The sequence below is a fragment of the Calothrix sp. UHCC 0171 genome, assembly GCF_034931845.1.
Taxonomy (GTDB): domain Bacteria; phylum Cyanobacteriota; class Cyanobacteriia; order Cyanobacteriales; family Nostocaceae; genus Brunnivagina.
Map to the genome: position 1 here is coordinate 82,734 of NZ_JAYGHN010000016.1, position 13,634 is coordinate 96,367.

General features: G+C 40.5%; 11 protein-coding genes. 5 read left to right on the forward strand and 6 right to left on the reverse strand.

The genetic code is table 11. The features are described from left to right. Positions 1-866 precede the first annotated feature (866 nt). The 5 genes from VB733_RS14225 to VB733_RS14245 form a co-directional block, all read right to left on the reverse strand. On the reverse strand, positions 867-2,159 hold the full coding sequence (locus VB733_RS14225) for a hypothetical protein (RefSeq protein ID WP_323340713.1): 1,293 nt from the start codon (positions 2,157-2,159) through the stop codon (positions 867-869). A 68-nt stretch (positions 2,160-2,227) separates the two neighbouring features. Continuing rightward, positions 2,228-2,596: an EamA family transporter gene (locus tag VB733_RS14230; RefSeq protein WP_323340714.1), complete on the reverse strand. Its 369-nt coding sequence runs from the start codon at positions 2,594-2,596 to the stop codon at positions 2,228-2,230. A gap of 141 nt (positions 2,597-2,737) precedes the next feature. Beyond that, complete coding sequence (locus tag VB733_RS14235; RefSeq protein ID WP_323340715.1) at positions 2,738-3,712, reverse strand: glycosyltransferase family 2 protein; 975 nt, start codon at positions 3,710-3,712, stop codon at positions 2,738-2,740. A 367-nt stretch (positions 3,713-4,079) separates the two neighbouring features. Continuing rightward, a complete protein-coding gene (locus VB733_RS14240) occupies positions 4,080-4,817 on the reverse strand; it encodes a class I SAM-dependent methyltransferase (protein WP_323340716.1) in 738 nt (245 codons plus the stop codon). A 48-nt stretch (positions 4,818-4,865) separates the two neighbouring features. Further along, the gene (locus VB733_RS14245) at positions 4,866-6,263 is read right to left on the reverse strand and encodes a TldD/PmbA family protein (protein WP_323340717.1); all 1,398 of its coding nucleotides are present in this window, start codon (positions 6,261-6,263) and stop codon (positions 4,866-4,868) included. A gap of 244 nt (positions 6,264-6,507) precedes the next feature. On the opposite strand from VB733_RS14245, the gene VB733_RS14250 reads away from it, so the two are divergent. From VB733_RS14250 to VB733_RS14260, 3 genes are all read left to right on the forward strand, one after another. Then, the gene (locus VB733_RS14250) at positions 6,508-8,160 is read left to right on the forward strand and encodes a DUF2079 domain-containing protein (RefSeq protein WP_323340718.1); all 1,653 of its coding nucleotides are present in this window, start codon (positions 6,508-6,510) and stop codon (positions 8,158-8,160) included. 169 nt (positions 8,161-8,329) lie between these two features. Beyond that, positions 8,330-9,517 carry a glycosyltransferase family 4 protein gene (locus VB733_RS14255; RefSeq protein WP_323340719.1) on the forward strand — a complete coding sequence of 396 codons (1,188 nt, stop codon included), beginning with the start codon at positions 8,330-8,332 and terminating at the stop codon, positions 9,515-9,517. A gap of 64 nt (positions 9,518-9,581) precedes the next feature. Further along, positions 9,582-10,649: a cyanophycinase gene (locus tag VB733_RS14260; RefSeq protein ID WP_323340720.1), complete on the forward strand. Its 1,068-nt coding sequence runs from the start codon at positions 9,582-9,584 to the stop codon at positions 10,647-10,649. A gap of 12 nt (positions 10,650-10,661) precedes the next feature. Here VB733_RS14260 and VB733_RS14265 read toward each other — a convergent pair whose 3' ends face one another. Beyond that, on the reverse strand, positions 10,662-11,816 hold the full coding sequence (locus VB733_RS14265) for an IscS subfamily cysteine desulfurase (RefSeq protein WP_323340721.1): 1,155 nt from the start codon (positions 11,814-11,816) through the stop codon (positions 10,662-10,664). A gap of 191 nt (positions 11,817-12,007) precedes the next feature. On the opposite strand from VB733_RS14265, the gene VB733_RS14270 reads away from it, so the two are divergent. After that, complete coding sequence (locus tag VB733_RS14270) at positions 12,008-12,733, forward strand: pyridoxine 5'-phosphate synthase (protein WP_323340722.1); 726 nt, start codon at positions 12,008-12,010, stop codon at positions 12,731-12,733. 88 nt (positions 12,734-12,821) lie between these two features. After that, complete coding sequence (locus VB733_RS14275) at positions 12,822-13,556, forward strand: SnoaL-like polyketide cyclase (protein WP_323340723.1); 735 nt, start codon at positions 12,822-12,824, stop codon at positions 13,554-13,556. Positions 13,557-13,634 lie beyond the last annotated feature (78 nt).

The following is a 13,634-nucleotide window of genomic DNA, read 5'->3' on the forward strand; positions in this document are numbered from 1 at the left end:
GAGTATAACTTAGTTAAATTACTCAACTCATGAGAATTGAAATAAATGAAATCATAATGATGAGATTGCATTCATTAAATGTAAAATCGTCAGTCTAAGTTATATTTGCAACACTGTATATTTTACTGCCTGATTTTATGACTTCCTGGAAAAAAAACATTAAGTTTTTACATGTCACATAGTTTACATCTATCTTTCCATCATCCACTAGGCTATATTGAGATGATATTATTTAGATACAGTTTCTCATCTGAATTCTTCATCTCCAGTTTGCTGCTGAGAACAAAGACCCTGTACGGAACACCTCCTTAAATTAAATAATACACAATAACTACTGAGGAGCATTCAACCGTCTGATTTCTGAGTATATTACCATCAATTCAAAACGTTGATTGGCTATGTGCCAACACAGCAGCAAACAACTAGTTAATTAATAATCAATTACTCTCATCTCATTGATATTACATGTCAAGATTAATACTTACCGTAATATCACTGTTTTTTTAGATTGAGACGGTGACTCATCTCCGAGATATTATCCAAACAAAATCTCATTTTAGTAATATTCAACCGCTCTATAATTCAGTACAGAGCAATATTGAATACATTCATTGTTATTACGTAAGACTAAGAGTGTGTAAAATAATACAAATAATAATGTAGTCAATATAACTACTAAAGTTTGATATTGTGTTGTTATCCTGGTTAAATTTGTGCAGAAGGTAGAATTTAGAAATCGATGAGATGAGAATAATGCAACCCAGGGAGCAATTAAAGCACTTGTACTTTTAAAGATTAATATAAGGCATTTGTTTTCGGAAGCAATAGTAAAATGACAAATATTTAATAAAATCAAGACTGTTGTACTAAGCGAGCCAAAAATTCTGAGCAAAGCGTACGCAGAATAGAGCCAGAATTAAACCACCAAAAGCCATGACGGCGTAGCCCCAACGAGGATATTTACTAAATAAAAGACCAGATACAATAAATAGAGGTGCGATCGCATATACATATCTTTCCACAGAAGCGGTCAATCCGGTGTTCAGGGCAATTCCATAGGAGCAAAAGCCATAGATAGCACTGACTAGAGGTATTGACGGGCGATAGTACCACAGTAGGTACAAACCACCAAAAATCAAGACAATTTTAATTAAGGATTCGCCAGCCATTAGCCACAGCACCAACCACAGTAGAAAGAAACTGTAGCGCACCTTGGTATCGCCAATTTTTCGACGAAAGCGCAATAGTAAACAACTAGTGATGATGATAATCGCAAACTGGAGGAGATACCAAGGGTCTTTAATATCAGCTACTGCTGCATTTTTCCCACCAATGACAACCTGCATGAGCATATGCCACCAACCCTGCCAAGCAAAACCTGTAGAGGTACGCCAAGCCTTTTGAGCATTGAGAAAAGCCAATGCATCGCCGAATTTAATCCAACAATATAAACTGTATATTAATACACCACCAGCAACGCTGAGACTAGCAATATAAGCTGTGATGGGGCGTTTTTGTTTCCAAGCGGTGAGGAAAAAAGCTGGAAGCAGGGTTATTCCGGTGATGCGGGTTGCGCTTGATAATACACCCCAGAATCCAGCCCAAACATATTTCTTTTTGTCGAAAGCTCGTAAAGCTGAGATGCTAAATAACAAAAATAGTCCTTCGGTATACATGACTGTGCCATATATCGAATAAGGACACCATGCCATAGTTGCCGTTGCCCAACGGGCTGTATTTTGCTCGTAACGTTCTTCTAGCCAGGAATATAGAACAATTAATGCGGCAAAAAAAGCTAAATTATTGATTAGTAATCCGGCAATAACTACAGGTATTTTTATCTGTGTTAATATCCAAATTAATAAGGGATAGAGTGGGAAAAAGGCAACCGAATATTGAGTTTTGGTAAAATCAAGACCGTAGTTATAGCCCGTCGTTGCGATTTGGTAATACCAAGCACTATCCCAAGCGAATAATACATCCCACCAACCATATTGATTAATAGTAATATGTGATGTTTGGGAGGCGATCGGCATTACCACAAACATGACAAAAAAAATGATGAAGCGGCTAATAAGCCACATTAATGCTGGAAACCAAAGTTTTTGATAATTGAATTGATAATTAATTTTAGTGAGATATGTATTAATGTTGATCACAGTTTGATTAGTTGCTAGTTATTTAGTTTATTTAGTTATTTAAGGCTTAATTATCCTCTTTCCTAATTTCATTTATTCCAAACTACTAAAATTACTCCAGCAACAATAAAACTCAATCCCATGAAGCGCATGAGAGGAATTGATTCTTTAAAGATTAAAAAACCAATTAAAACAGAAAAAACATATACAAGTGAAGCAGATGGTCCAGCAACACTGAGATTCACACGTGTTAATAGTAAAATGTAAGCGATCGCGCCTAAACCATAACAACCTAATCCAATTAATAATTCGGGTGTAGTGATAATACCAGTAATTTGATTAAATGGATGGGCAAAGTCCAATTTACCTAGTTTTGCAGCACCCATTTTCAAAAATAGTTGTCCCATGACGCTGGCGATAACTGATACTAACAATACAGCACATTCTTGTGGATTCACGAAGTTTTCCCTAAATACTATTGGAGATGATTCAGTATTCAAAAAACAGCAGTCAAAACAATCAATTTATTTTCAATAATTTTCCAGATAATGTATCCAAATTATTGATTTTACACTCTAATTGTGATTATTCTACATTCTTCAATTTGATGACTTATAAACAGAAAGATGAGATTGTGATATTACGCCAGCAGCTTCTTTTACAGTATATATGGGACGACCTTTGACTTCTTCATAAATGCGTCCAATATATTCGCCCAAAATACCAATACAAAATAACTGCACTGAACCTAAGAAAAATAGAGCAATCGTAATTAATGTAAAACCAATTAATGGTGTTGTACGGTCAAATAAACGCCAGTAAAGCACCAGTAATATCATCAGTATTGCAACAAATGCTGACAACATACCTAAATACGTAGCAATACGTAGAGGAACTTTAGAAAGCGAGACTATACCATTAACTGCAAGTGCCCAAGATTTACCAAATGTATATTTTACTTCACCAGCAAAGCGAGGGTCGCGTTCAAATTTAACTGCGGTTTGTCGGAAACCCACCCAAGCACGCAAACCACGAATGTAACGGTTACGTTCAGGCATGGCATTGAGAACATCAACTACCTGTCTGTCCATCAAGCAGAAATCTCCTGTATCCGAGGGAATATCAACATCTGCAAGCTGCCTTAAAACCCGGTAGAAACCATATGCCATCAAACGTTTAAACCAATTTTCTCTTTTGCGCGATATCCGTTGTGCATAGACGACTTGATAGCCCTGCTGCCATTTTTCAATCATAGATATCACAAGTTCAGGTGGGTCTTGCAAGTCAGCATCCATAACGATCGCAACTTTACCACGAATAAAGTTTAAACCTGCGGTGACAGCAACTTGATGACCGAAATTACGCGCAAAGCTTAGGTAATTGACTCGACTATCGAGACGGTGAAGTTCACGCATCAAGTTTAAGGAATTATCTTTGCTACCGTCATCAACTAGGATTAATTCCGACTCGCCATCTAAATGTTCCATAACACCAGTCAAACGACGATACATCTCGTGGATGTTTGCTTCTTCGTTATATATAGGGATAACGATGGAGTAGATTGGTTGAATCACGATAATTTGGGGAATGGAAAAATGGGTAAAGTTTAAGAGGATAGGGTCGAATAGAAATAATGATTTTAACTTAATGATTTTGACTTGGCGGGAGTGAACCAGCTATTTTGGCTGCCAGTTCCGATGTATCTAAAAATTGGTAATACACATTGGCTTGTGGGATTGACAGGAAATTTTGGGGATTATACCAAATATTTCATTCTTATTCCCTTCCTTGTTCCACTTTTTATCTTTCTAGCTTCCCTCGCTTGAAAGAGTCATTAGTCATTTTTTATTCCCCGCGTCCCCGCGTCCCCGTCTCTCCGTGTCCGCCTTTCATGCTTGGCGATGAAATTTTTTCATCGGGACTTCCTCTGTTCCCACTTATTCATATTTTCTGGGCGACAACCAATGCTGATACTCCAAATGGCAAACTCAATTTATCCATAAAATGACGTTCGCTAGCAAATAGGAAAGTCAGAAACTGATTAATTAGGGGTGATGGCACACTTAAGTCATTGCTAATTTGAGATTTCTGTTCTAGTTTGAGGAATTTCTGTAACAAACGCACTCCAGCAACAAGCGGAAACAAAAAAGTATTAAAGTAACTGCCGTAACGAATAGTAAAATCTGCTTGACGGACAACTTTTTGCAAACCCCGTAACCGATAGCGACGCTTGTGATGGTTGATATCGTCGTGATGACTCCACAAAAATTGATATGCTGGCACAGTTAATATTATCCAACCACCAGGCTTCAAATGCGATCGCAATGCCGAAAGTGCAGCTAAATCATTATCTAAATGTTCAATCACATCAAACGCCACAATTAAATCATACTCACCCGCAAACGGGATTTGATCCGGCAAACTTCCCAACCTTACAGCAGTAACTTGACGCTGATTGGCAAATTCGCAAGCGGTTGCATCCAATTCCATCGCGGAAACTTCACCATGGCGTGCCAGCATTCGTAAGTTGCCACCTGTGCCACATCCCGCTTCGAGAATTTTCGCATCTATCGGTAGATTGATTTTGTGAATTACTCTGTCAAGTATCTGACGACGAGCAACAAACCACCAATGTTTATCTTCGACAGTTGCGTATTGTAAATAAAAGTCTTTTTCCATAAATGATCAGAACTTAGCAGTCGGAATCCAAAAGCCAGATAAAACTAACTACCCCACTTCTCCCCCAACAACAACATCGCGAATCCTTAAACTAGGTCCCCCACAACCTACAGGTAAACCATTTTGTCCGCCTTTGCCACATCCCCCCGACTCATCCCAATAAAAATCATTACCAATACCTTCAATATCTGCCAAAGTCTGAAACACATTCCCCGATAAGGTTACATCCTTCACAGGTTCGCATATCTTCCCATTGCGAATCATCCATGCTTCTCCAGCGCTGAAGGTAAACATTTCCCCATTCGTCATTCCCCCCAACCAATTCCGAGCATATACTCCCTCTTTAATTTCGCTAAACAAATCCTCAACGCTCGTGTTCCCGCGTTCAATCCAGGTATTTGTCATTCTCACAATCGGGGCATAGTGATAATTTAAACATCTCGCATTCCCAGTAGGTGCTTCCTCTAACTTTCCCGCAGTTTCCCGTGAGTGAAGTCTTCCCACCAAAATGCCATCTTGAATTAATTGCGTAGTTGTCGCTGGTGTTCCTTCATCATCGTAAAAATAACTACCACGATGTCCTGGGGGTGCAGCACCGTCAAAAATTTGTAATTCATCGCAACCAAAACGTCTCCCCAAAGTCATAACTTCGAGAATATCAGGGTTCTCGTATGCCATATCTGCTTCTGAGAGGTGCCCAAATGCCTCATGGACGAACAAACCTGTCAAAATCGGGTCAATCACAACAGTATAGGTATTACCCTTGACGGATGGCAAAGACAAGGCGGAAATAGCGCGGGTGGCAGCACCTTTGACTTGCTCCTCCAACCCGATTAAATCTTCAAAAGCTTTGCGTGAACCTGTGGTTTCCCTACCAGTTTGCACCGTTTCGCCATTTCTTGCAGTTGCGGCAAAACGCATTTCCATATCTACCCAGGATTGTTCGATTAAAGTACCTTCACTGGTGGCGATAATTACTTTTTGGGCACTATCGGCATAGCGTACAGAAGTCGTGGTAATGCATCCATCGACACTTTTCAGCAGTTCTGTATAAAAGTCGCATAATTGCTTCTTTTGTACCAGAGGAATTTTTCGGGGATCAGTTCCCGTTAACGGTAATTTACAGATGGCTTGGACTGGGTGAATCGGTGCGAGTATGGTTTCCTCCTCCCCTACCATCCGAGCTGCGGCGATCGCTTCTTCAATTCGGTCTGTAATGGTCGTCAGTTGGTTGAAACTACTTAGTCCCCAGCCACCTTTGTAACAGGCACGAATTTGTCCACCAATAGAAATCCCTTCACTGAGGGTTTCTACTTTGTCTCCACGTAATAATATATCGGTTCCTTCTGCTTCTTCGAGGCGAATCATTAAATAATCGACGCGGGAAGCATAGCGGGAAATGAGTTCAGAAAGTAGGTTTTGTGCGTCAGCTAATTTAGTCGCCATTTTTGCTGGGTATCTGGGGACTATATATTTTTAACGCAAAAGGGGACGGGGATACAGAAAAAAGTACAGCGCATAGCGATTGGGAACAGTCGAGTTTGTCACCATACTTACCATAACTAAAAACTCATCTTATACATTGCTATTTGAGGAAATTGCGATCGTTTCTGCGATCGGGTATCCGCAAAGTAGATTAACGTTCTACAATTATTCTTTCCCCTCAGCTTAAATTCTGGGTGAGTGAGTGATGTGGTCAAAAATTAAAGATCAGCCCTCTGTAATTGCCAAAGAGAAACAGGGATTTTCTCCTGACAGTGCAGTTTTATTGATTGCAGGAGTCTTTTTTACTGTATGTCTTATCTTGACGCTACACCGTTATTTCAGCTTTTACGCCTCCTTTGACCAAGGTATATTTAACCAAGTTTTCTGGAATAATTTACACGGTCGTTTTTTTCAAAGTTCTTTATCTTCTAGTCTCTCGACAAATGTTGTTCACGCTGGCGAAACTCCCACCGTTTTCTATCATCGACTAGGGCAACATTTTACACCTGCATTGTTACTTTGGTTGCCGATTTACGCTTTATTTCCCTCGCCAGCAACCCTGACAGTATTACAAGTGACACTGATTACGGCGGCGGGATTAGTTTTGTATTTACTGGCAAGACATTATTTAGAACGTCCATTAGCTGTGATGATTACCGCCAGCTTTTATGCTGCTAATGCGGTGATTGGACCTACCCTTAGTAACTTCCACGATATTAGCCAAATACCATTATTTGTGTTTACGTTGCTGCTGGCAATGGAAAAGCGTACGTGGTGGCTGTTTTGGTTAATGGCAATATTTATTTTGGCAGTCCGGGAAGATGCAGGTATTGGGTTGTTTGGTGTGGGGTTTTACATGGTTGCTAGCCAACGCTTTCCCCGTGCCGGATTTGCCACTTGTATCCTCAGTTTTGGCTACATGCTCGCACTGACAAACTTAATTATGCCGATCTTTTCAGATGATATTTCCAAGCGGTTTATGTTGGAGCGCTTTGGACAATATGCAGATGGGAATGAAGCTTCAACTTTGGAAATTATTTGGGGCATGGTTAGTAATCCCTGGCGGTTATTAGTAGAATTAGTCACACCTTTTGACCGTACAATCCGCTACTTAATTGGTCAATGGTTGCCCCTCGCTTTTATCCCGGCACTTGCGCCAGCATCTTGGGCGATCGCGGGTTTTCCTTTGCTGAAGTTATTCTTAGGTCAGGGTGAATCTGTACTGGCAATTACGATTCGCTACGCTTTAACCGTTGTGCCGGGTTTATTTTACGGTGCGATATTATGGTGGTCGCAACATCCCCAGTCTTTGAAGCCGAGATTTCGTCGTTTTTGGATCGGTTGTATTTGTGTATCTTTGCTGTTGAGCTTCACATCTAACCCCAACCGAACATTTTATTTCCTCATTCCCGACTCGGTAAAACCGTGGGTGTATGTATCATTGCCGCAACAATGGCAACATGTAGCTCAAATTCGTCCTTTACTGGCGCAAATTCCCCCAGATGCTAGCGTTTCCACAACTACATATATAGTGCCTCATCTTTCTAGTCGGCGGGAAATTTTACGTTTACCGCAGTTGGAATTAAAGAATGATGCCAGACAAATCATCAAAGTCGATTATGTACTAGCAGATATCTGGCAATTACAACAATATCAAGCTGCCTTTAAAGCAGATAGAAGTTACTTACGTGATTTAGTCAAGCAAGGGAATCAGTTAACTAGCAACGGCGAATATGGAATAATTGACTTTGCAGATGGTACGATTCTCCTGAAAAAAACCGCTAATTCTAATCCTCAAGCGATCGCTGCTTGGAATCGTTACCAACAGCAGCTACAGCCGATTTTAGGGACAGGATAAGGGAGGAAATGGCAAAGGGTAATACTCAATGTCCCGTACCCTTTTACCAGTTTGGCAAATATTAAGAAAATGTAACAAATCTTGATTAACCTGATTTTCAAGGTTGCCAAACTCGTATTTTCCGAGCAATTTCTATGGTAGGACTTGTGATGGGTTGGGGTAAAAGTCAATGAAGATATTAGTGTTGAGTTGGGAATTTCCCCCACGTATTATTGGGGGGATTGCGCGTCATGTGAGCGAATTGTACCCGGAGCTAGTCAAGTTGGGACATGAAATCCATTTGATTACTCCGGAGTTTGGCAATGCGCCGATGTACGAAATAGTTGAGGGGATTCAAGTGCATCGGGTTCCCGTCAAACCGGGAAATGACTTTTTCCACTGGGTTGTGAATCTGAATCAGAGTATGGGGCAACAGGGTGGTAAAGTCATGGCGGAGGAAGGCGATTTTGATTTAATTCATGCCCATGATTGGTTAGTTGGAGATGCGGCGATCGCCCTTAAGCATACCTTTAAAGTACCTCTGATTGCGACTATCCATGCTACCGAATATGGTAGACATAATGGGATTCACAACGATATTCAATATTACATTAACGGCAAGGAAGAGCTTTTAGCTTTTAATGCATGGCGAATAATTGTTTGTACTAATTATATGCGTCACGAAGTCGAGCGGGCATTACACAGTCCTTGGGACAAAATTGACGTAATTTATAATGGTATCCGTGCCGAAAAGAAACTTCACCATCAAAATTTTCATGCCCAAGATTTTCGCCGTTTTTTTGCCGAAGATAGCGAAAAAATAGTTTATTATGTTGGGCGTATGACCTATGAAAAAGGTGTTTCCGTACTCTTAAATGCAGCTGCAAAAGTGCTTTGGGAAATGGGCGGAAATGTCAAATTTGTGATTATTGGTGGTGGTCATACCGAACAGTTGAAAAAACAAGCTTGGGATGCAGGTATTTGGCATAAGTGTTATTTCACTGGGTTTATTTCTGATGAATACTTAGATAAATTTCAAACAATAGCTGACTGTGCTGTTTTCCCTAGTCTCTACGAACCCTTTGGTATAGTTGCATTAGAGAGTTTTGCTTCTCGTGTTCCCGTGGTTGTATCTGATACAGGTGGATTTCCAGAAGTTGTCCAACATGGTAAAACTGGAATTGTCACCTATACAAATAATTCAGATTCCCTAGCTTGGGGTATTTTAGAAGTATTAAAACATCCAGAATACAGCCAATGGTTAATTAATAATGCTTATCTGGATTTAGAACGTCGTTTTAATTGGAGCAAAATTGCCAAACAAACCGAAGAAACTTACATTAGGGTAATAGAAGAAAGACATCAAGTTGATTGGTAATTACCTGGATTGGAAATTATAGTAGATATGTTTGTTTTCTTTACAGGTAGATTACACAAAATATATGGCGAAAATTGCGATACTTTCTAGAAGTCGTTTGCTCAATCTCAATCAAAAACACCCAGCAAAAAACTTCACCAAAAACTTCACCAAAAACTTCAAAGTTGCCGCAATTCTCTTCATTACTGCCTGTTTGCTCTCATTTCCTGCCACCGCAAAAGTTCAACGCTACATCAAGGGTAATCCCGCAAATGTTAATCCTCCCCTAGCAGGTGCTGTTTACAATCTTGGAGGTGGAGGAACAGATGTAGATAGCGCCATTCAATGGATGATTAATAGTGTCCGGGGATGCCAAAAATGTTCTAGTAAAGTTGATGTTGTTATCATTCGTGCTGCTGGTAGTGATGCTTACAATCAACCCATTTATGCAATGGATGGAGTTGATTCAGTAGAAACTCTGGTAATTACCAGTAAAATGGAAGCAAATGCAGCCGATGTTGTAGAAACAGTCAAAAACGCTGAAGTGATTTTTTTTGCTGGTGGCGACCAGTGTAAGTACGTGAGTAACTTTCATAATACCAAGCTGGAAAAGGCTATAGAATCAGTTTCCAATCGTGGTGGTGCGGTAGGTGGAACCAGTGCAGGGGCAATGATTCAAAGTAATTTTGTTTACAATGCTTGCGCTAGTAGTATTGAATCTCCTAATGCACTCAATGACCCCTATGGTAATATTGATTTTACCTACAACTTTTTAGATTGGACTCACCTAAAATATACTGTTATTGACACCCACTTTGATAAACGCGATCGCATGGGTAGATTAATGGCATTTACCGCCAGACAAGTTCAAGATGGGAAAGCCAAAACTGCGATGGGGATTGGGGTAAGTGAAGCAACATCTGTAGTTGTCGATCGCGATGGGACGGCAAAAGTTATGGGTGAAGGTGCGGCTTATTTTGTTTTAGCGGATCATTTACCCAAAGTCTGTGCAAAGGGTAAACCTTTAAGTTATGCAGATTTTAAAATTTGGAAGGTGAATAGTGGCGAGACATTTAGTCTGGGGAATTATCCCAAACAAGGATATTATTTACGCAGTGTAGATAGGGGAAAGATTGATGCGAATCCTTATTAATTTGCAGAAGAATTAGCATAATCGTCGCAAGCTCTGTATGGTAGAAATTACCTGGGCTGCGACTATATCAATTTCTGCTTCCGTATTAAATCGTCCAATTCCAAACCGTATCGACGCATAGGCTAACTTTTCGGAATGTCCCAAAGCCATTAGCACATGGGAAGGCGCAATATTAGTAGAAGAACAAGCAGAACCGGAAGAAACAGCCATTACCGACTGTAAACCCAGTAGTAAAGCAGCACCATCCACATCTTCCACACTAATATTCAAATTCCCTGCGAGTCTTTGGGTTGGGTGTCCATTGAGACGAATACCTTCAACTGCTGACAGCAATTGCCACAATTTATCTCTGAGTTTAATTATGCGATCGCTTTCTTGCTTTTGTGCTAATAAAGCAATTTCTACGGCTTTCGCAAATCCAACTATTTGTGGTGTACACAAAGTTCCTGAGCGCATTCCCCGTTCGTGTCCCCCCCCATGTTGCTGTGCTGCTAATTTGACTCTGGGATTGCGTCTGCGAACATACAAAGCACCAATTCCTTTGGGAGCATAGATTTTGTGCCCAGTTAAGGACATTAAGTCAATTTGCATTGTTTGCACATCCAGGGGAATCTTTCCAATAGCTTGTGCAGCATCAGTGTGGAAAATTATCTCTTTTTCATGGCAGATTTTTCCAATTTCCCTTAGTGGCTGTAATACACCAATTTCATTATTTGCCGCCATTATCGATACTAAAACTGTATCCGAACGCAGTGATTTTTCCAATAAGTTTAAATCAATTAATCCATCTTTCTGAACTGGTAAAATTGTAATTTCAAAACCTAAACTTTCCAAATATTTACAAGGGTCAATCACCGCATTATGTTCTGTAGCCAGAGTAATAATATGTTGACCTTTTTCAAAATAAGCTTCCGCAATTCCCTTAATAGCTAAGTTATTGGCTTCCGTCGCCCCACTAGTAAAGATAATTTCTTCCGGTGCAGCATTAATTGCATTGGCGAGGATTTCTCGTGCCTTCTTGACAGCAGCTTCTGCCTCCCAACCATATTGATGATTAATACTTGATGGATTCCCAAAGTATTCAGTAAAGTAGGGAAGCATGGCATCAACAACCCGTTGATCTACAGGTGTAGTTGCATGGTTGTCTAGGTAGATGGGACGATGCATTTTAAATTTGATTTGAGAATAGTTGGAGAGTCGATTTATTTATACTAAACATTCAGCCTATAAATAATCTTAATTTTCCTACTAATTCTTAGGGATTCTCTTTCTGAGGGTTTTTCTAAAAAAATCGCCTCCCATCCCGTATTTTCCGCTAAAATACATATCCTGTAGATTGCGGACAAGGAAAAACTAGGGTGACTCTGACACTTGGGGTAAACATCGACCACATTGCTACTATCCGGCAAGCACGACGCACGGTAGAACCCGACCCAGTCGCAGCCGCAGTATTGGCAGAATTAGCTGGTGCTGACGGAATTACAGCACATTTGCGGGAAGATAGACGACATATCCAAGACCGGGATGTACGCTTACTGCGGCAAACAGTACGTACCCATCTCAATCTGGAAATGGCAGCCACCGACGAAATGGTAGCGATCGCACTTGATATTAAACCTGATTATGTAACATTAGTCCCCGAAAAACGTGAAGAAGTTACCACTGAGGGCGGCTTAGATATTGTTGGGCAAATTGGTAGAATCGAAGAGGTTGTCCATAAACTCCAATCGGCTGAAATTCCAGTTAGTCTATTTATTGATGCGGAACCTGCACAAATCGAAGCCTCTGTCAAGGTGCAAGCAAAATTTATTGAATTGCACACAGGTAGATATGCAGAAGCCAAAGATGAGGTCAAACGCCAGCAAGAACTAGACTTTTTAGCCAGGGGATGCGAGCAAGCGATTCAAGCAGGGTTGCGGGTGAATGCCGGACATGGACTAACCTATTGGAACGTCTACCCCATTGCTAATTTGCCAGGAATGGAGGAACTGAACATCGGTCATACCATTATCAGTCGAGCGGCTTTAGTGGGAATAGAAAGAGCCGTGCGCGAAATGAAAATGGCAATGCGCGGTGAATTTTAATATTAGGGTTGGCAAATAGGGATGGCAAATTAATTTAGAGGGGTTTTACTGCGGAATCTCAAGAACCGACACAATAGCAAGAGCTTCTATGAGTACAACAGAAAGTAATAATCTCCCGCTTTGGGTACAGCACCGGGATACAGTCATCGAATATAGCAAAACGGCTAATATTGATTGGCGTACAGGTGCCCCACCCGATTATTCCCGTTCTAATGAAAATTTAGCCAAAGAAAGCGTATGTAATCACCTCGAAGGTTCTTTAGAAGCTATAGTTCAAAATCTAGTCAGAACCTTTGAAATGGAGGTATCTTTCAAGACAAATCCCCAACAGTGGTTATCAATAGTACAAGACAAATTTCGCATCAGTACCAATGGCGATCGCGAATTTGATGCCACGGAATTGGGGGCAAAGGGTACTTATAATGTGTTTATGGCGAATTCGGAGCATTACAAATCCTCCGAAGAAAGCTTTGAATCATCCCACAAAACATTCCATACCTGTTTCCCTCAAGGTTTCCCTTGGGAGTTGCTGGAAGTATATTCAGGACCACCAAATGTCACTTTTAAATGGAGACACTGGGGACACTTCCAAGGACAATACAAAGATTTTGCCCCCACAGGGGAAACAGTGGAAATTGTCGGTATGAGTGTGGCGCGAGTCACTGATGATTTAAAGATTATCTCAATGGAACACTATTTCGATAATTCCTTGTTTTTGACAAGGTTAACTGCTGGCGGTAAAGTAACTGATGATACTACTAAACCTAGTGGTTGTCCATTTAATCCATTGGGTTCGCTGTTTAAAAGATTCAAAAAGACTTGATAAGTAGGGGTACAGTGGGTGTCACTGTACCCTTAAATTATTCAATAGAGGATTCATATAGAGCTATAGGGAAGGACA

Bases quoted from the DNA above. Each gene is read 5' to 3' on its own strand.
- VB733_RS14240 (WP_323340716.1), bottom strand. From the start codon at position 4,817: ATGGAAAAAGACTTTTATTTACAATACGCAACTGTCGAAGATAAACAT.
- VB733_RS14265 (WP_323340721.1), bottom strand. From the start codon at position 11,816: ATGCATCGTCCCATCTACCTAGACAACCATGCAACTACACCTGTAGAT.
- VB733_RS14255 (WP_323340719.1), top strand. From the start codon at position 8,330: ATGAAGATATTAGTGTTGAGTTGGGAATTTCCCCCACGTATTATTGGG.
- VB733_RS14275 (WP_323340723.1), top strand. From the start codon at position 12,822: ATGAGTACAACAGAAAGTAATAATCTCCCGCTTTGGGTACAGCACCGG.
- VB733_RS14250 (WP_323340718.1), top strand. From the start codon at position 6,508: ATGTGGTCAAAAATTAAAGATCAGCCCTCTGTAATTGCCAAAGAGAAA.
- VB733_RS14245 (WP_323340717.1), bottom strand. From the start codon at position 6,263: ATGGCGACTAAATTAGCTGACGCACAAAACCTACTTTCTGAACTCATT.
- VB733_RS14260 (WP_323340720.1), top strand. From the start codon at position 9,582: ATGGCGAAAATTGCGATACTTTCTAGAAGTCGTTTGCTCAATCTCAAT.